General features: G+C 63.1%; 12 protein-coding genes and 1 pseudogene. 5 read left to right on the top strand and 8 right to left on the bottom strand.

Features of this window, described 5'->3' with window-relative positions:
* Positions 1 to 12: 12 nt before the first annotated feature.
* Positions 13 to 1,662 (top strand): annotated as a pseudogene (locus tag EOC93_RS00395) (lysine--tRNA ligase).
* On the opposite strand, the gene EOC93_RS00390 reads toward EOC93_RS00395, so the two are convergent.
* The 7 genes from EOC93_RS00390 to EOC93_RS00360 all read right to left on the bottom strand — a co-directional run bounded on the left by EOC93_RS00390 (position 1,625) and on the right by EOC93_RS00360 (position 10,489).
* Positions 1,625 to 2,485, bottom strand: a complete 861-nt coding sequence (locus tag EOC93_RS00390; RefSeq protein WP_127203566.1) for a thermonuclease family protein — start codon at positions 2,483 to 2,485, stop codon at positions 1,625 to 1,627. The pseudogene EOC93_RS00395 and the gene EOC93_RS00390 overlap by 38 nt on opposite strands.
* 9 nt (positions 2,486 to 2,494) lie before the next feature.
* On the bottom strand, positions 2,495 to 3,145 hold the full coding sequence (locus EOC93_RS00385; RefSeq protein ID WP_126103710.1) for a helix-turn-helix transcriptional regulator: 651 nt from the start codon (positions 3,143 to 3,145) through the stop codon (positions 2,495 to 2,497).
* 83 nt (positions 3,146 to 3,228) lie between these two features.
* Entirely contained in the window at positions 3,229 to 5,448 is a 2,220-nt protein-coding gene (locus EOC93_RS00380; protein WP_127203565.1) for a 3-hydroxyacyl-CoA dehydrogenase NAD-binding domain-containing protein, read from the bottom strand.
* A gap of 12 nt (positions 5,449 to 5,460) precedes the next feature.
* A complete protein-coding gene (locus tag EOC93_RS00375; protein WP_127203564.1) occupies positions 5,461 to 6,669 on the bottom strand; it encodes an acetyl-CoA C-acetyltransferase in 1,209 nt (402 codons plus the stop codon).
* A gap of 32 nt (positions 6,670 to 6,701) precedes the next feature.
* Positions 6,702 to 7,874, bottom strand: a complete 1,173-nt coding sequence (locus EOC93_RS00370; protein ID WP_095487967.1) for an acyl-CoA dehydrogenase family protein — start codon at positions 7,872 to 7,874, stop codon at positions 6,702 to 6,704.
* Positions 7,875 to 7,928: 54 nt separating this feature from the next.
* Positions 7,929 to 9,725: an acyl-CoA dehydrogenase gene (locus EOC93_RS00365; protein ID WP_127203563.1), complete on the bottom strand. Its 1,797-nt coding sequence runs from the start codon at positions 9,723 to 9,725 to the stop codon at positions 7,929 to 7,931.
* Between the two features lie 302 nt (positions 9,726 to 10,027).
* Positions 10,028 to 10,489: a MerR family DNA-binding transcriptional regulator gene (locus EOC93_RS00360; protein WP_095487963.1), complete on the bottom strand. Its 462-nt coding sequence runs from the start codon at positions 10,487 to 10,489 to the stop codon at positions 10,028 to 10,030.
* 488 nt (positions 10,490 to 10,977) lie between these two features.
* Between EOC93_RS00360 and EOC93_RS00355 the strand changes: the two genes are divergently transcribed.
* The 4 genes from EOC93_RS00355 to EOC93_RS00340 all read left to right on the top strand — a co-directional run bounded on the left by EOC93_RS00355 (position 10,978) and on the right by EOC93_RS00340 (position 18,184).
* Entirely contained in the window at positions 10,978 to 14,910 is a 3,933-nt protein-coding gene (locus EOC93_RS00355; RefSeq protein ID WP_127203562.1) for a peptidoglycan-binding protein, read from the top strand.
* A gap of 192 nt (positions 14,911 to 15,102) precedes the next feature.
* Entirely contained in the window at positions 15,103 to 16,026 is a 924-nt protein-coding gene (locus EOC93_RS00350) for a sulfite exporter TauE/SafE family protein (RefSeq protein ID WP_095487959.1), read from the top strand.
* On the top strand, positions 16,026 to 16,817 hold the full coding sequence (locus EOC93_RS00345; RefSeq protein ID WP_095487957.1) for a TIGR02186 family protein: 792 nt from the start codon (positions 16,026 to 16,028) through the stop codon (positions 16,815 to 16,817). The genes EOC93_RS00350 and EOC93_RS00345 overlap by 1 nt, the downstream gene beginning before the upstream one ends.
* A 110-nt stretch (positions 16,818 to 16,927) precedes the next feature.
* Positions 16,928 to 18,184: an Hsp70 family protein gene (locus tag EOC93_RS00340; protein ID WP_127203561.1), complete on the top strand. Its 1,257-nt coding sequence runs from the start codon at positions 16,928 to 16,930 to the stop codon at positions 18,182 to 18,184.
* Positions 18,185 to 18,190: 6 nt separating this feature from the next.
* Here the strand turns inward: EOC93_RS00340 and EOC93_RS00335 are convergent, their stop codons facing one another.
* Positions 18,191 to 19,093 carry a LysR substrate-binding domain-containing protein gene (locus EOC93_RS00335; RefSeq protein ID WP_127203560.1) on the bottom strand — a complete coding sequence of 301 codons (903 nt, stop codon included), beginning with the start codon at positions 19,091 to 19,093 and terminating at the stop codon, positions 18,191 to 18,193.
* Positions 19,094 to 19,317: the final 224 nt, after the last annotated feature.

Below are 19,317 nucleotides of genomic sequence, written 5' to 3'. Positions count from 1 at the left end.
GAAAACAGTGACATGGCGGGATCAAACATCATCGATCTCAATCCCGAGGTGCTTGCGGCGGCGGGTGAAAGCAAGGCCTGGCCGTTCGAGGAAGCCAGGAAGATCGTCGAGCGCTACAAAGGCACTGACTTTCCCGAGACCGTCCTGTTTGAGACCGGCTACGGTCCGTCGGGGCTGCCCCACATCGGCACTTTCGGCGAGGTCGCACGCACCTCGATGGTGCGCCACGCTTTCCGTGTGCTTACCGGAGACACGGTCAAGACCAAGATCTTGTGCTTTTCCGACGACATGGACGGTATGCGCAAGATTCCGGACAACGTCCCGGATCGCGCCGCACTCGAGCCGCACCTGCACAAGCCGCTGTCGTCCGTCCCCAATCCTTTCGGCGGCGACTATGCGAGCTTCGCAGACCACAACAACGCAATGCTTTGCCGCTTCCTGGACACGTTCGGCTTCGACTACGAGTTCGCCAGCGCGACGGAATACTACAAGGCTGGCCGTTTCGACGAAGTTCTGCTGCGCGCTGCCGAACGTTTTGACAAAATTATGGACGTGATGCTGCCGACGCTCGGCGAAGAGCGCCAGGCGACCTACAGTCCGTTCTTGCCGATTTCCCCCAAGAGCGGCCGCGTGCTTTACGTTCCCATGAAGCATGTCGACGCCAAGGCCGGCACCATCACCTTCGACGATGACGGCACCGAGACAACACTTCCCATAACTGGCGGCAAGGTGAAGCTGCAATGGAAGCCCGATTTCGGCATGCGTTGGGCGGCGCTCGGCGTCGATTTCGAAATGTTCGGCAAGGACCACCAGACGAATGCGGTGATCTACGACCGTATCTGCAACATCCTAGGTGGGCGGGCGCCGGAGCATTTCGTCTATGAACTGTTCCTGGACGAGAACGGCCAGAAAATTTCAAAGTCGAAGGGCAACGGACTGACCATAGACGAATGGCTGACCTATGCACCGACCGAAAGCCTCGGGCTGTAGATGTACCAGCGGCCGCGGCAGGCCAAGAAGCTCTATTTCGACGTCATTCCGAAGGCGGTGGATGAGTATTACGCCTTTCTGTCCGCCTATCGCCGGCAGGAGTGGAAGGAGCGGCTGGGAAATCCCGTCTGGCATATGCATGACGGTAACCCGCCTGTCGTCGACCTGCCGGTGTCGTTCGCGTTGCTGCTGAATCTGGTCAGCGCCTCGAACGCCCAGAACAGGGACGTGCTGTGGGGGTTCATTTCGCGCCACACATCGGGTGTGACGCCGACGACCCATCCCGAGCTCGACCGGCTGGCTGAATATGCGATCCGCTATTTCGACGATTTCGTGAAGCCGGCCAAGGTGTACCGGGCCGCCGACGGGGTCGAGCGCGAGGCGCTGACGAAACTCTCCGAAGCGCTCGCCGCGTTGCCGCCAGACGCCGATGGCGAGGTGATCCAGAATGCCGCCCTCAACGTCGCGCGCAAGGTCGAGCGCTATCAGGACCATTCGAAGCAGAGTCCGGAAGGCGGGCCGGGCGTCTCCGTCGCCTTCTTCCAGATGATCTACCAGGTGCTGATCGGACAGGAGCGCGGCCCGCGCTTCGGTTCGTTCGCCGCGCTCTATGGCATCGCAGAGACCCGCGCGCTCATTCAGAAGGCGTTGGCTGGTCAGTTGGTGGCGTAGCCGTCGTCTCGGTTGGCGGCGTAGCCGTCGCCGACGGATCGAGAATCGGCTGTGTCGGTTGCGATGCGGCAGCGACAGGGGCTAGTGCCGGAGGCAGGCCGGAGAGACTGGGCGCCGGCCCGAAAATGCCCTTTCTCGCCGTACGCGCCTTGTCGCCGGCCTCGGCGTAAGGGCCGTTCTTGGTGGCGCGTGCCCAGCCGTTTTCGATCAACCACTGGCCGACATCCTGGTTGCCGACGCGGCATTCGGCGGCGACCAGGTCGCGGCCGCCCTCGGGCGGCACCGTGCAGACCACCGCCCGGCCGCGCAGGAAAGCACGGAACGCCGTTCGCGCCCGGGTGCCGCACGTCCAGGGCTTGCCGCCGTCGGTGCAAGTTTCGTCCTGCCTGACGATGTCGATACCGGAAATCGCGACCGAGTAGCCCTTGGCCTCGATCACCCCTGCGGCTGGCGCAACCGGCTGGAACAGTTTTGTCCCGTTCCAGTCGTCGGGCATTTTCGTTTTGGGCGGCTTGGGCGGTCCGGCCAGCGCCAGCTCGCTCAACGGCGCGCGCGGCTCGACCCGTTCAAGCTCTTCGGACTGAAGCTGCGGCGGCGCGATGACCTCGGGATCGATGGCCCTGGAATGCGCCTCCGGCCTTGCCACCTTGGGTCGCGGAATCGCTGATGTAGCAGGCGCTTCGGATTGCGCCGCCATGCCGGCCTGCGCCCGAGCTGCGACACGGACGCTTTCGTCATGCAGCACGGCGCGGCCGCCGGCGACGATCGCGGCCCCCATCACCAAAATCGTCAACACCGCGGCGGCTGCATGAAGCGGACGCACCGGCGGCCCCTACTGGCTTGCCCAGACAATCCGCGCCACCCATTCGACATCGCGCATGGGGATGTCGCGGTCCGGGTGATCGGGATTGAGCGAGACCAGCATGATCGACTTCGCCGTCTGACGGTCCAGCACCTTGGCCATCACCTCGCCGGCATTGGTCTTGACGACGACCCGGTCGCCCTTGCGGGTGGCAGCGCCCGGCTCGACGATCAGCACGTCGCCATTGCGGTAGAGCGGCAGCATGGAATCGCCCTGAACCTGCAGCGCATAGGAGGTTTCGGTCGCCTGTGCCGGAAGCTCGATCAAGTCCCAGCCCTGCCCCGCCGGAAAGCCGGCATCGTCGAAGAAGCCGCCGGCGCCGGCCTGGGCGAAGCCGAGCAGCGGCACGGAAGACCTCTGCGCGGGCAGGGATCCGGGACCGAGCTTGTCCCGCCCTTCGACCAGTCCCGTAAATTCGTCGAGCGAGGCGCCCGTCGCCTCGATGATCTTGGCCAGCGATTCGGTCGACGGCCAGCGCGGCCGCCCGTCTGAGGACAGCCGCTTCGACTTGTTGAAGGCGGTCGAATCGAGGCCCGCGCGCTTCGCCAGCCCCGAGGCCGAAAGCGAATAGCGCTCGGCGAGAGCGTCGATGGCGGCCCATACGCGATCATGCGAGAGCACGTTTTGCTCTCCTTCAGAACAGGAAAAAATACCTTCCTCGTTCTAACCGGTGGCCGTGATTTTGTCCACCACCGAAGGCGGCGTCAGGCTGCCTTCTTCACCTCGCCTTTCGCGTAGGGATCGAAGCGCTGGTAGAAGGTCTCGCCCTTCTCCGCCATGTCGAGCAGGAGCTTGGGCGCTTTGAACTCGGCTCCGTATTTCTTCTGCAGACCCTTGGCGATCTTGACGAATTTCTTGGCACCGATGCCGTCGATGTAGGACAGCACGCCGCCGGTGAAAGGCGCGAAGCCGAAGGCGAGGATCGAGCCGACATCTGCTTCGCGCGGATCGGTGACGATGCCCTCCTCCATCACCCGTGCCGCTTCCAGCGCGATGGTGACCAGCAGCCGCTGCTTCAGCTCCTCATAGTCGACCTTTTCCGGCGCAAGCTGCGGGTAGAGATCTCTGAGACCAGGCCACAGCTTCTTCTTGGCTGGCTTTTGCGGATAGTCGTAAAAACCCTTGCCGTTCTTGCGGCCGAAGCGGCCATGCGTATCGACCAGCGTGTTGATCAGCGCCATCTGCTTCGGATCGACCGCCTTTTCGCCGAGATCGCGCATGGTCTGCTTCATGATCTTCTGCGCGAGATCGATCGCCGTTTCGTCCGTGAGCGCCAAAGGGCCGACCGGCATGCCGGCGGCCTTCGCCGCATTCTCGATCATCGGCGCCGGGACGCCTTCGATCAGCATCTTGTAGGCTTCCGACATATAGCGCAGCACGCAGCGGTTGACGTAGAAGCCGCGCGTGTCATTGACGACGATCGGCGTCTTCTTGATGGCGCGGACGAAGTCGATCGCGGTGGCCAGTGCCTTGTCGCCCGTCTTCTTGCCCAAAATGATCTCGACCAGCATCATCTTGTCGACCGGCGAGAAGAAATGGATGCCGATGAAATTCTTCGGCCGCGCCGAATTCTTCGCCAGCGAGGTGATCGGGATGGTGGACGTATTCGACGCGAAGACCGCCGACGGCTTCAGCACGGCCTCCGCCTTTTCGGTGGCGTCCTTCTTGACGCCCGAATCCTCGAACACCGCTTCCACGATCAGATCGCAGCCGGCGAGGTCGGCATAATCCGCCGTCGGCGTGATCAGCGACAGCAGTCTGTCCTTGTCCTCTGGCTTGGCGCGGCCCTTCCTGACCTGATCCGAGATCAGGCTGTCTGAATGCGCCTTGCCCTTGGCGGCCGCTTCCATGTCGCGGTCGAGCAGCACCACCGGAATGCCGGCCTTGGCGGTGACATAGGCGATGCCGGCGCCCATGAAACCAGCGCCGAGCACGCCGATCTTCTTGAATTTGGTTTCCGGCACATCGGCCGGGCGGCGGGCACCCTTGTTCAGCTCCTGCAGCGAGACGAACAGCGAGCGGATCATCGCCGCAGCTTCCTTAGTCTGCATGATCTCGGTGAAATAGCGCTGCTCGATGCGCAAGGCGGTGTCGAACGGCACCAGCAGGCCTTCATAGACACATTTCAGAATGGCCGCGGCGGCAGGATAATTGCCATAGGTCTCGCGACGCAGGATGGCGATTGCCGGCGGCCACAGATTGGCTCCAGCCACCGAATAGATCGGGCCGCCAGGCAGCTTGAAGCCCTTCTCGTCCCACGGCGCCACCGGCTTCAAGCCATTTTTGATCATGGCCTTGGCGGTCTCAACCAGCTTTTGCGGCTCGGCGATCTCGTGGATCAGGCCCATCGACTTGGCCTTCTGGGGCGACAGCGTCTGGCCGGAAGTGAGCATCTGCAGCGCCTGCTGCTGGTCGGTCAGCCGCGGCACGCGCTGGGTGCCGCCGGCACCCGGGAAGATGCCGATCTTCACTTCGGGGAGCGCCATCCTCACCTTGTCGGAATCGGCCGCGACACGGCCATGGCAAGCGAGAGACAATTCGAATGCGCCGCCCATGCAGGTGCCGTTGATCGCCGAAACCCACGGCTTGCCCGAAGTCTCCAGCTTGCGGAACAGGCCGGTCATGTAGCCGGCATTGTCGAACAGCGCCTTGGTCGCCTTTTCGACGTCCTTGCCCTTTTCGGCGGCGAAGGTCGTCAGCATCTTCTGCAGCATGGTGATATCGGCGCCGCCGGAAAACGTGTCTTTGCCGGAGGTGATGACCGCCCCCTTTATCGCCGCATCGCTCGCCACCTTGTCGACGATGGCGTTCAGTTCCAGCATCGCCTCTTCGGTGAAGACGTTCATTGAGCGGTCGGGCATATCCCAGGTGATCAGCGCGATGCCGTCTGCGTCGATGTCGAGGGTGAAATTGGTGTAGCTCATCGGTCTCTCCCGTCAGACGCGTTCGATGATCGTTGCGGTGCCCATGCCTGCGCCGATGCAAAGCGTCACCAGCGCGGTGTTCAGGTTCCGGCGCTCCAGTTCGTCCAGTACGGTGCCGAAGATCATCGCGCCTGTGGCGCCGAGCGGATGGCCCATGGCGATGGCGCCGCCATTGACGTTGATCCTGTCGTGCGAAATGTCGAACGCCTGCATGTAGCGCAGCACCACTGAGGCGAAAGCCTCGTTAAGCTCGAACAGATCGATGTCCGACAGCTTCATTTTGGCGCGCTTCAGCAGTTTTTCGGTCACGTCGACCGGACCGGTCAGCATCAGCACCGGTTCCGAGCCGATATTGGCGAATGCACGAATGCGTGCGCGCGGCTTCAGGCCGAGCGTCTTTCCGGCCTTCTTCGAGCCGAGCAGAACGGCCGCCGCGCCGTCGACGATGCCGGACGAATTGCCGGCGTGGTGGACGTGGTTGACCTCTTCCACCTCGGGATGCTTCTGCACCGCGACGGCATCGAAGCCGCCCATTTCGCCGGGCATGACGAAGGACGGGTTGAGTGCCGCCAGCGACTGCATGTCGGTCGAAGGCCGCATATGCTCGTCATGGTCGAGGATGGTCAGCCCGTTCTGGTCTTTGATCGAGATCACCGAATTCTTGAAGCGGCCTTCGCCCCAGGCTTTGGCGGCACGCTTCTGGCTCTCGACCGCATAGGCGTCGACGTCATCACGCGAAAAGCCGTATTTGGTGGCGATCAGATCGGCCGAGATGCCTTGCGGAACGAACCAGCCCGGCAGGCCAACCGAAGGGTCCATGAACCAGGCGCCGCCGGATGCGCCCATGCCGACGCGCGACATCGATTCGACGCCGCCGGCGATGACGATCTCATCGGCGCCTTGTGCGATCTTGGCGGCGCCGAAGTTGATGGCGTCCAGGCCCGAGGCGCAGAAGCGCGAGATCTGCATGCCGGGCGCCGTGGTCGCATAGCCGGCTTCGAAGGCTGCGGCACGCGGAATGACAGAACCCGCCTCGCCGACCGGATCGACGCAGCCGAAGATGATGTCGTCGACGGTGCCGGTGTCCAGTCCATTGCGGTCACGGATCGCCTCGAGCACCTTGGCGCCGAGCCGCACCGCCGGCACTTCGTGCAGCGAGCCATCCTTCTTGCCCCTGCCGCGCGGCGTGCGCACGGCGTCATAGACATAAGCTTCGGCCATTTTCCTGCTCCTTGGGTTTGCTGAAAAGTCGCTCAGAGAGAGCGCCCGATCAGCAATTTCATGATCTCGTTGGTGCCGCCGTAGATGCGCTGAACGCGGGCGTCGCGGAACATGCGGGCGATCGGGTATTCGTTCATGTAGCCATAGCCGCCATGCAATTGAAGGCATTCGTCGACGACTTTTCCTTGCAAGTCGGACAGCCAGTATTTGGCCATTGAGGCCGTCACCGGGTCGAGGCCGCCATTGATGTGGCGAGCGACGCAGTCATTGTAGAAGACGCGGCCGATGGTCGCCTCGGTCTTCAGTTCGGCCAGCTTGAACTGGGTGTTCTGGAAATCGATGATCGCCTTGCCGAAGGCCTTGCGCTCCTTGACGTAGTCGATTGTCAGCGCCAGCGCCCGCTCGACCATGGCGATGGCGCCGGTGCCGATCTGCAGCCGCTCCTGCGGCAATTGCTGCATCAGTTGGACGAAGCCTTGGCCTTCCTCGTGGCCGAGCAGATTTGAGGTCGGCACGCGCATATCGTTGAAGAACAGTTCCGACGTGTCGTTGGCCTTCAAACCGATCTTGTCGAGGTTGCGGCCGCGCTCGAACCCTTCCACCTCGTCGGTCTCGACAACGATCAGCGAAGTGCCCTTAGCGCCCTTCTCCGGATCGGTCTTGGTGACGACGATGATGAAGTTGGCGAGCTGGCCATTGGTGATGAAGGTCTTCGAGCCGTTGACCTTGTAATGGTTGCCATCCTTCTCGGCACGCGTCTTGACGCCTTGCAGGTCGGAGCCAGCGCCGGGCTCGGTCATGGCGATGGCGCCGATCAACTCGCCGGTCGCCAGTTTCGGCAGCCACTTCTTCTTCTGCTCCTCCGAGCCGTAGTGGAGGATGTAAGGGGCGACGATCGAATTGTGCAGGCCGATGCCGAAACCGTCGACGCCGACATGGCCGATCGCCTCGATGATGGCGCTCTCATGCGCGAATGTCCCGCCCGAACCGCTATATTCCTCCGGCATCGAGGCACAGAGCAGACCGGCCGCGCCTGCCTTCAGCCAGCACTCGCGGTCGACCATCTCGTTCTTCTCGAACTCGTCATAGCGCGGCGCGATCTCTTCCGACATGAAACGGTGCGCCATGTCGTAGAGCATGCCGACCTCATCCGCCGCCCAGGCGGGTTTAGGGAGGCCGAGGATTTCGGCAGGATTTGTCGCCACGATTTCCTCCGCGTATCGACAGGTCAAAGGTCGGCTGTGCCGACGCTGTCGAGCTTAGAACGCTTCCGCCGGCAGTGCCATCAATGTCTCGGCGCCGCTGGAGATGCGAGCGAGGTGCGCCGACGTCTCCGGCATGATCCGCTCCATGAAGAAGCGCGCCGTCACCAGCTTGCTGTCGTAGAAAGACGAAGCACCGTTGGCGCCGTTCGCCAGCTTCGCGCCGGCGGCCTTCGCCATCTGCGCCCACATGTAGCCCAGCGCCACGAGGCCGAAGAGATGCATGTAGTCGGTCGAGGCGGCACCGGCGTTGTCGGGCCTGGCCATGCCGTTCTGCATCAGCCACATCGTCGCCGCCTGCAGATCGTTGTGGCCCTTCTTCAGCGCCTTGGTGAAAGGCGCCATCTTCTCATCTGTGCGATTCTCCTCGCAGAACTCGCCGACCTCCTTGAAGAAGGCCTGTACCGCGCGGCCGCCATTCAAGGCCAGCTTGCGGCCGACGAGGTCGAGCGCCTGGATGCCGTTGGCGCCCTCGTAAATCATGGCGATGCGGGCATCGCGCACGAACTGGCTCATGCCGTGCTCTTCGATATAGCCATGGCCGCCGAACACTTGCTGCGCCATCACCGCGTGGTCGAAGCCCTTGTCGGTGAGCACGCCCTTGACCACCGGCGTCATCAGGCCGGTGTAGTCGTCGGCAGCCTGGCGGTCCTTGTCGTCGTCGGAGCGGTGGGCGATGTCCGACTTGATCGCCGTCCACAGCGCCAGCGCGCGACCGGCTTCGTTGAAGGCTTTCATGGTCATCAGGCTGCGGCGGATGTCAGGATGGACGATGATCGGATCGGCCTTCTTGTCCGGCGCCTTCGGCCCGGACAGCGAGCGGCCCTGCAGGCGATCCTTGGCATAGGACACAGCGTTCTGGTAGGCGACCTCCGACAGCGAAAGCCCCTGCAGGCCGACGCCGAGCCGGGCCTCGTTCATCATCGTGAACATGGCCTTCAGCCCGCCATTGGCCTCGCCGAGCAACACGCCTTGCGCCTCGTCATAGTTCATGACGCAGGTCGAATTGCCATGAATGCCCATCTTCTCCTCGATCGAGCCGCAAGAGACGGTGTTCTTCTCACCCGGATTGCCTGACGCATCGAGCTTGAGCTTCGGCACGATGAACAGCGAGATGCCTTTCACGCCTTCCGGCGCGCCCTCGATGCGGGCCAGCACGAGGTGGACGATGTTGTCCGACATGTCGTGCTCGCCGGCCGAGATGAAGATCTTCTGGCCTGAAATCCTGTAGCTGCCGTCGCCGTTGGGAACCGCCTTGGTGCGCAACAGGCCGAGATCGGTGCCGCAATGCGGCTCGGTCAGGTTCATGGTGCCGGTCCAGGTGCCCTCGACCAGCTTCGGCAGCCATGTCGCCTTCTGCTCGTCGGTGCCATGGGTGATGATCGCCGCGATCGCGCCCTGCGTCAGGCCCGGATACATCATCAGCGACATGTTGGCCGAAACCATATATTCGGAAACAGCGGTATGCACCGCGTAAGGCAGACCCTGGCCACCAAATTCGACGGGTGCCGCCAACCCCATCCAGCCGCCTTCGCGATACTGGTCGAAGGCCTCCTTGAAGCCTTTCGGCGTCGTCACCGAGCCATCGTCATAGCGCACGCAACCTTCCACGTCGCCGACGCGGTTCAGTGGCTGCATGACGTTTTCGGCGAGCTTGGCGCCCTCGGTGAGGATGGCCTCAACCACATCCGGCGTCGCGTCAGAAAATCCGGGAAGATTGGAATAGCGTTGGTAGCCCAGTACCTCGTTCAGCACAAACAGCGTGTCCTGGACCGGCGCCCTGTAGATCGGCATGCTCTTCCTCCACCATGCGGCTTGGTCCCGAAATCAAGCCCCAAAATGAAGTCAGGGACAGCATCGGACCAACGTTCAGATCGAGATAGCAAAAGTTGACGTTTGCGTAAACGTCAATTTTTTGATACGATAAATTTTCCCTCCCGTGAGGTTAGGGGCGCTATGCCGTTGAAGCCAGTGCGGAACAGATTGAAATGTCTTCTTCCCGCCGCAGCCGGAAGACAACGGAAAGAGCCGCGCGGCCAAGGCCACGCGGCTTTCATTCTCAGAAGGGCGGCTCACCGGAAGCCGGTGAGGCCGAATTACCCGGCGACGCTGGCCTGCGGCGCCGAACGTTCGCTCAGCATCTGGCGCACCGCCGCCATCGAGTTGCTCAACTCGTTGATGGCATCATCGATCAGCGCCCGCTGCTTCTGCAGACGGGCAAGCTGCTTCTCCGACTTGTCGAGCGCCAGCCGCAACTGCTTGGTGTTGGAGCCGGTCGGGTCGTAGAGGTCCATCATTTGCTTGACGTCGCGCAGTGAGAACCCGACCTTGCGGCCGAGCAGGATCAGCTTCAGCCGCGCCTTGTCGCGGCGCGTGTAGAGACGGGTCGAGCCGTCGCGCTGCGGATTGAGAAGGCCCTTGTCCTCGTAGAAACGTAACGTGCGCAACGTTACTCCGTATTTCTTGGCCATCTCGCCGATGCGGACAAGATCCTCACCGGCTTTGTCAGACATGTCATTGGTATTGGCCGCGGCTTCGCCGGGCGAAACAAGTTTCATGGTCACTGGCTTTCCCCATCTGGTGGCGCCGCGGTCCCGGACCAAGCGTCGCCTGAGTGGAAGCGGGGGCGTGCTTCCAGTCGTGGTTTCAACAAACAAATCGCAAACGGCACGGTCTGTGCACCTTTACGTTTACGTCAATTCTATACCGATAGCCGCCTCACGAAGCAAGGGCGTTGTGCGGGAGGAACTTTTTGCCGCATCCGCCAGAGCATCACTCCGGCTTTAGGCGGCCCGCCAACACAACGTTGCAACTTCTTAAGCTTGATTAACGCGTTGTTTACCACGTTGGGCGAAATGTGCGCATGTCGGTTACCCGTGTTTATCCTGTAGCGAATTTTTCACGGTTTTTCGGAGCGCGGGTGAAACCCGGGAAGCTCGTCTTCCACCGCAGCAGAGCCGCGCGGCCGCCTTCGTTTCCGGCAGACTTGGGAAACTGGTCATAGGCCAGCAATTAGACGGACCAGTAATTCTGAACGGGCGCATCGATGAACAGCAAGCGGTCCTATCTCGATACACTCAACGCCGGCAGGCAGCGCAGGCCGCACACCACGCTTGAACAGCTCAACCGTTCCTTGGAAACGCTGGAGCAGCGGCTGGAGCGGACGCGCGAGGACATGAGCGAGCGTCCCGATCCTCGCCGGCCGAGCGCGGAGCCGCGCTATGCCAGCGCCCGGCCTTATGATGATCCGCGCCCCGCGCAGCCGCCGAAAAGCCAAGCACCGGCTGCCTTCGACCAGAATTACCACGCGATCGCCCGCGACATCGACCGCGTGCGCGGCCAAGAAGACGGCGTCGCCGTGGTCGGCAAGATCGCCGGCGAATTGCGCGGCCTGCGCGAGGAACTGCGCCACCAGATGACCGCCGGCCTGCAGCGCGAATTCGAAGCGCTGCGCAAGGACATCGAGCGGGCTTTCCAAGCAAGCGCTCAGCCGGGGGGCTCCGGCAAAGGCAGCGCCGAACTCGGCGTCGAGTTCGAACGGCTTTCCGGCGCCATCCAGACCCTGGCCGAAAAGAGCGACGACAGAAGCGTCAACATGCTCCGGCTCGAGCTGGAGCAGGTCAAGGCCGCGCTCGACACGCTGGCGCGCGAGGAGAGCGTGCAGGCGGTCGGCCGCCGCTGGGACGATTTCGACCGCCGCTGGACCGCGTTCGAGGATCGTGTCGATGCCGATCAGCGCAAGCGGTCGGACGCACCCGGTCTTTCAATGCTGACCGACCGGCTCGAACAGATCAGCAATGCCGTCAACAATTTGCCGGAATCGCTGTCGCTGCGGTCGCTTGAAGAGAAGGTCCGCACGCTTGCCGGCGCCGTCGATCATTTCGCCAGGCAGCAGGACAATCGCGGCAGCGGCACATTCGGTATGATCGACGAGCGGCTGGATGAGATTTCCCGCGCTATCGTTGCCTCAACCGTCGCCGCGCAGGCCAATTCATTCGACCCCGAGCCCTTCGAGCGCATCGAGAGGCGGATCGCCTCGCTTGCCCAGCAGATCGAGGAAGTCACGCAGGTGCACCCCAGTGGCGAGGTCATCGACCGCCTCAACATGCTGTCGAGCCGGGTCGACGATCTTGCCGGCCGGGCCAATCTGCCGGAGCAGGCGATGGAGCGCCTCGACAAGCAGATCGCGCTCATTGCCGAGAAGATCGACAGGGCGCCTGCCATGCCGGACGCCGATTACATCTTCCAGGGGCTGGAACAGCGTTTCGACGTGCTGTCCGGCATGATGGAGCGCCGCCAGGGAGACGCGATCGAACAAGGCAACATGCTGTTTCGCGATCTCGAGCGCCGGCTGGACGAAGTCGCCGACAGGCTGGACCAGCGCATGCCGCAGATCGATGGGGCCGGCATCATGGATGCCATCGACGCCCGCTTCAGCGCGCTGGCCAAACGCATGGAGACGCGTGTTCCCGATTCCGCAGGCGAAGCGGCGATCCGTGGCCTGGAAAGCCGCCTCGAAGACATTTCAAGCCGGCTGGATTCATCCGCGGCACAAGTCGCTGGCATCGACCCGGCCCTGATCCGCAGCCTGGAAGCGCAGGTCGCGGGCCTGTCGGCGCATCTTTCGAAGCCCGGCACGCCATTGCCGGAATTCGAAGACATCAGCCCGCGTCTCAACGAAATCGAGAAGTCGCTGGCTGGAACCCGCGATTCCATCCTTAGCGCGGCGCGCGAGGCAGCCGAGAGCGCTGTCCGTTCGCTTGCCGACTCCAGTGCCAATACGGCGGCCGTTTCTGGCCTCGCCCAGGATCTGAAGACGCTCGAAGCACTGACGCGCCGTTCCGACGAGCGCAATTCGAGGACCTTCGAGGCCATCCACGACACGCTGCTCAAGATCGTCGACCGACTGGGCTCACTGGAGACCGGCGAGCCGACCGACGCGGTGAGCGAACTTCTCAGCACGAAACCGATCGAACCGGACAGCTGGCGCGGCGCGCGATCGTCAAAGATGGCCGTTCGGGACGCGCCGTCCATGGACATCGACCAGCCATTGCCGCTGACCGGGGACATGGCCGACCTCGACAGCCGTGCACCTGCCGTCATGCGCAATGAGCCAGGTTCGCGTAGCGAACCAGGCACCCGCACGCCAGCCGAAGCCGCTGCGGCCGCGGCCATGGCGGCGCTTGGTTCGGACACGACGACGGAGAAAAGCGAGCAGACCGGCGGCCGGAGGTCGATGCTCGGCGGACTGGCGCGCGCCTTCAAGGGCAAGAAGGAGGCGGATGTTCCACCGCTTGCCGGCTCGGCGCCTGATGTCGAGATACCGAGCGCCGATCTCGACGAGCCACTGGATCCGAAGGTTGCCAACCGGCCGCTGGAGCCCGGCTCCGGGCCACCCGACCTCAACGCCATCATGAAACGCGTGCGCGACGAACGCGGACCGCCGGTCAGGGCCGGCAATGCCGATGCATCGAAATCCGACTTCATCGCAGCAGCCAGACGCGCGGCGCAAGCCGCCGCTGCCGAGGCCGAGGCTCTCAAGCGGCAGTCGACGACGCGTGGCCCGGTGAAGGCGCTCAGGATCGGCGACCTGCTCAAGGCGCGGCGCAAGCCGATCCTGATGGCGGCCGCTGCAATCATGCTGGCGCTCGCCGGCCTGCAACTGGGCAAGGCCTTTTTCTCCGACCCCGTCGAAATAGCCAGCAACGATGCGGCGTCGACCGTGGCCGCGCAGCCAGCGGAAGCCGCGTCGGTCGGTGCCGCCAGCGAGCCAACGACGGACGCGCAAACTGCAGCGCCGGACAGCGCGCCGGCCCGCGCCGTCCGGCAGGCAGAGCCGTCCGAATCGGTAACCGAGAACGACATGCCGGCACAGACCACCCTCGCCGCGCCGTCGGACGCCGGAACGCCGATGGACACCGCACCCGAGGCCGAACCCGACCCTGCCATGGCTTCAACGGCGTCGCCCGATCCGGCGGCGGACGCGACAGCGTCGGCACCTGAGGGCCCGGCAGCTGCGGACACCGAGCCAAAGGCCACAGAGCTGGCCGCCACGCCGGCGACCCAGGACATGACCGGCACGGTTACGCCCGCAGATGCTTCGATTGCGGCAGCCACTGCCAAGATCGACATCCCGGCCGATGCCGGTCCGGCTGCATTGCGTGACGCAGCGGCCGGCGGCGATGCCAAAGCGTTGTTCGAGATCGGCTCGCGCTACGCCGAATCGAGCGGCGTCAAGCAAGACATGGCAGCGGCCGCCAAATGGTATGAGAAGGCCGCCGAGCTCGGCTTCGCACCGGCGGAATACCGCATTGGCAACTTCTATGAGAAGGGCACCGGCGTCGCGCGCGACGTCAAGAAGGCGAAGACCTGGTACCAGCTCGCGGCGGAGCAGGGCAACGCCAGCGCCATGCACAATCTCGCCGTGCTCTTTGCCATGGCGGCCGACGGCGTGACCGACAATGAATCGGCCGCGCACTGGTTCCAGGCCGCCGCCGATCTCGGCGTCAAGGACAGCCAGTTCAATCTCGGCATCCTGGCGGCGAAGGGCGTCGGCATGAAACAGAATCTCGAGGAATCCTACAAATGGTTCGCGCTCGTCGCCAAGACCGGCGACAAGGATGCGGCGGCAAAGCGCGATGAGATCGCCAAGGCGCTCAGGCCCGAGCAGCTCGAACGCGCACGCGCCGCCACCGAAATGTGGAAGGCGAAACCGCTCGATCCGGCGGCAAATTCGGCCGACATTCCTGAATCGTGGCAGGACGGTACGCCGCAGACGACCGCCAGCGTCGACATGAAGAAGGCCGTTCAGAACATCCAGCGCATTCTCAACAAGAATGGCTATGAAGCCGGCAACCCCGATGGCTTGATGGGCCTGAAGACCAAGAACGCCATCATGGCTTTCCAGACCGACAACGACATGACGGCGACCGGCACGGTCGACGAAAAGCTGGTCAAGGCGCTGCTTGCGCGCAAATAACGGCAGATGCGTCGTTTACACGATGCCTTTGCCACACATTTGCCTGTTAACTGATTGAGTTGTTTTTTGTTTCGGCTGCACGGCGGGGTTTGACTTCGCCGTCCTGCCGGCGCAAGAACAATTTAGCTTTTTGGCGCAAAAATGCCCGCAACGGTTGCATTCGCCGAGAGGCAAACTGATCGAGACTGACGGGTGGGCATCTATCTCCCGATCGCGGAAATTTCCGTCAACGTCTTCGTGCTGCTGGCCATGGGCGCGGCGGTGGGCTTTCTATCGGGCATGTTCGGAGTGGGCGGCGGCTTCCTCATCACGCCGCTTCTGATCTTCTACAACATACCACCGGCGATCGCGGTCGCCACCGGCGCCAACCAGGTCATCGCCTCCTCCTTCTCCGGCGCATTGTCGCACGTGAAGCGCGGCACGCTCGACTTCAAGCTTGGCGGAGTGCTTTTGGCAGGCGGTATCGTCGGCTCAACCGGCGGCATCTTTGTCTTTGGCTTCTTGCGCCGGCTCGGCCAGCTCGACCTGTTCATCTCGCTACTCTACGTCGTGCTGCTTGGCACCGTCGGCGGGCTGATGCTGGTCGAGAGCGTCAATGCGCTGCGCGCCACCCGCAGTGGTGCCGCGCCGGTGCTGAAGAAATCCGGCCAGCACAACTGGATCCACCGCTTGCCGCTGAAGATGCGGTTCAGGGCCTCGAAGCTTTTCGTCAGCGTTATCCCAGTGCTCGGCCTCGGCGCCGGCATCGGCTTCCTGTCGTCGATCATGGGCGTCGGCGGCGGCTTCATCATGGTTCCGGCGCTGATCTATCTCTTGAAAGTGCCTACCAACGTCGTCATCGGCACCTCGCTGTTCCAGATCATCTTCACCTCGGCCTACACCACGCTGGTCCATGCCACCACCAACCAGACGGTCGACGTCATGCTCGCCTTCCTGTTGATGGCGGGCGGCGTCGCCGGCGCGCAATATGGCGCCAAGGCTGGCCAAAGGCTGCGTGGCGAGCAGCTCAGGGCGCTGCTGGCACTGCTGGTGCTGGCGGTCGCCATCCGGCTCGCCATCGATCTGTTCGTGACACCGCCCAACCTCTATTCCCTGTCCGGCGTGGGTCTGACCTGATGGCCGGCTTGAGGGCGTTCTTGGCCGTTGCCTCGCTGTCGCTGTTCGCCGCCGTGTCACCGGGAGAAGCGCAGACGCCAGCTGCCGAAAACATCCAGATCGGCCTGTCCACCGATCATGTCTCGATCACCGCCGGCTTTTCCGGTGCCGACCTCACCATCTTCGGCTCATTGGAAAATGCCGACCCGCTTGTCGCGCGCCAAGGTCGCTACGACATCATCGTCGTGCTGGAAGGGCCGGCCCGGCCGGTCGTCGTGCGCCGCAAGGACCGGGTGCTCGGCATCTGGATCAATCTGGAGTCCGAAACCTTCGAGAATGTGCCGGTGTCCTATTCGGTGGCGACGACGCGACCGCTGCAGGACGTCACCGACCCCAACAGCTACAAGCAACTGTCGCTCGGCGCCGCCAACCTCTATATGCAACCGGCCGACGACGACGACAGCCCGGCGACGATCGAGGAATTCACCGCGGCGCTGCGCGAGCGCAAAACGGCGACCGGCCTCTACAGCGAGAATGTCGGCGGCGTGCAGTTCCTGTCGCAGAACCTGTTCCGTGCCACCGTCAGGCTCGCCCCCAATGTTCCGGTCGGCACCCACAAGGCCCGTGCGTTCCTGTTCAAGAGCGGCTTGTTCATCAAGGAAAGCTCCGCCCAGCTCGAAATCCGCAAGTCCGGTTTCGAACAGTCGATCTTCCGCGTGGCCCACGACTATTCCTTCCTCTACGGCATCTTCGCCGTGTCGCTGGCCATGCTGACCGGCTGGCTCGGAAGGCTCGTCTTCCGGAAGGACTGATCTTTTCCGAAAGACGGTTCCCCTTTCGAGCTTCATGGGTTAGACCGCGTTCCCCGGCTCGGCCGAAGCGCGAGCTGTCGCTCCCCAAATCAAGAATACAGGATCTTGCGATGCGACCAGCATTCGGCGGTATCGATTTCGGCACGTCAAATTCCACCGTGGGCGTGGTCAGAAACGGGCAGCCGCGGCTTGTGGCCCTGGAAGACGGCCAGGTCACGCTGCCCAGCGCCGTGTTCTTCAACTTCGAGGACAACCGCACCTATTTCGGGCGCAGCGCCATCGCCAACTATACCGACAGCATCGAAGGTCGCCTGATGCGCTCGCTGAAGAGCGTGCTCGGCAGTTCGCTTGTCCATGAAAAGACGCGGATCAAGGCACGGTCGATCGCCTTTACCGAGATCATCGGTCTGTTCGTCGGCCATCTCAGGAAAAGGCTGGAAGAGGATGCCGGCGACGTGGTCGAGAGCGTGGTGCTCGGCCGGCCGGTGCAATTCGTCGACGACGATGCCGAGGCCGATGCCAAGGCCGAAGGCGAACTCGAAAACGCGGCGCGCGCCCAGGGCTTCAAGCATATTGCATTACAGTTCGAGCCGATCGCGGCGGCGCTCGACTACGAGCAGAAGGTCACGCGGGAAGAACTGGCGCTGATCGTCGACATGGGCGGCGGCACTTCCGACTTCTCGATCGTGCGGGTCTCGCCGCAGCGCGCCCGCTCCCTCGATCGCAAGGACGACATTCTGGCGAGCCGAGGCATCCACATCGGCGGCACCGACTTCGACCGGCTGCTGAGCATCGCCCATGTGATGCCGCAGCTCGGCTATCTCTCGCCGACCAAGGACGGCAAGCGCAACTTGCCGGCCAGCTACTTCATCGATCTGGCGACATGGCAGCGCATCAATCTGGTCTACACCGCCCGGGCGATGACGCATCTGCGCCAGATCCGCTACGAGGCTGAACGCGCCGACCTAGTCGACCGTTTCATCCATATCGTCGAGCATCGTTACGGGCATGCGCTGGCCGCTTTGGTCGAAAAGGCCAAGATCGAGCTGACGGAGCAATTGTCCGCCGATGTCGTGGTCGCGCTGACGGGAGTGGAATTCACGGCAGAAATTTCGCGCGACGGTCTTGAGGCCACGATCGCCAGGGACATCGAACGGGTTGCCGCGACGGTCGGTGAGACCATCCGTGACGCGCAGGTGAAACCGTCCGACATCACCGCGGTGTTCCTGACCGGCGGATCGACCGCCATCCCGCTGGCAAAGCAACAGATACTAGCCTTGGTGCCGCAGGCGTCCGTCATCGAAGGCGACATGTTCGGCTCGGTCGGGCTTGGGCTGGCGCTCGACGCGCAGCGGAAATTCGGCTGATCCAGCTTAGCCCCGGACGGTCTCGCCGGCCTTCTCGCCCAGATGCGCCTTGAGCGCCATTTGGGCCAGACTTGCCTGCCGGTCACGATGCGTGATCATCGCGAAATCGCGCTTCGGCAGATCGATCGGCACGGACCGCAAGCTGCCTTCGGCGACCGCGCGGGCGACGACGAGCTCCGAAATGATGGTGGCGCCGGCGCCGGCCTCGACCGCTTGGCGGACCGCCTCGTTGCTCGGCAGCACCAGGAATATCCTGAGGTCCGCGAACGAGATCCCTTCGCGGCGGGCAAGATCTTCCAGCACCTCGCGGGTGCCCGATCCGCCTTCCCTGATGATCCACCGGAGCTCCCTGATATCGGGATGCCCTTGCGAGACTTCAGCGATCTCGGGATGAGAGTGCGCCACGACCAGCACTAGGCGATCCACATCGACCTTGGCGCGCCGCAATATGTCGGAATCAGTGCGCCCCTCTACCAGGCCAAAATCCGCCGTTCCGTCCAAGACATTGGTCTCGACCTGTCTGGTGTTGCCGATGGTCACGCTCAGCCTGACGGCGGGATAGGCCTCGTGGAAAGAGGCCAGCCGGCGCGGCAGCCAGTAGCTGGCGATAGTCTGGCTGGCGGCGATCGAAAGACTGCCGGTAATTGTCTGCGAGACGTGCTCCAGCACATTGTGGGCGGCAGCCGCCCGTTCGAGCACGGCCTTGGCTTCGGGCAGGAACCTGCGCCCGGTCTGCGCAAGCTCGATGTTGCGGCCGACCCGGTTGAACAGCTGGACGCCGTGCTGCTGCTCGAGTGAGCGGATGGCGGCCGACGCCGCCGACTGGGAAATGCCCAGCAGCTCGGCCGCCTTGGTCATATGCCCCCGTTCGGCGACAGCAACGAAGATCCGCAATTGGTCCAGGGTCATGAGAAAATTAAGAAACAAATTCGATTGGAATTACAAGAGCAACTTGTTAGACGGATCGATCATTTTGTTCTAAGTTTTTGGACGAAATTGGAAAAATATCGCGGCCAACCCGCAAAGGGCAGAAAGTGATCGGGCGATTCAAATCCCTGTTTGCCCATTGGACGCGCGGCCTCCGGCGGCGGCTCACCGGCGACAGCTATCATCCGGAAGAGCATTACATGCGC

This window comes from Mesorhizobium sp. M6A.T.Ce.TU.002.03.1.1 (assembly GCF_003997275.1).
Classification (GTDB): domain Bacteria; phylum Pseudomonadota; class Alphaproteobacteria; order Rhizobiales; family Rhizobiaceae; genus Mesorhizobium; species Mesorhizobium mediterraneum.
This window is presented reverse-complemented; position numbering and strand designations above follow the sequence as displayed.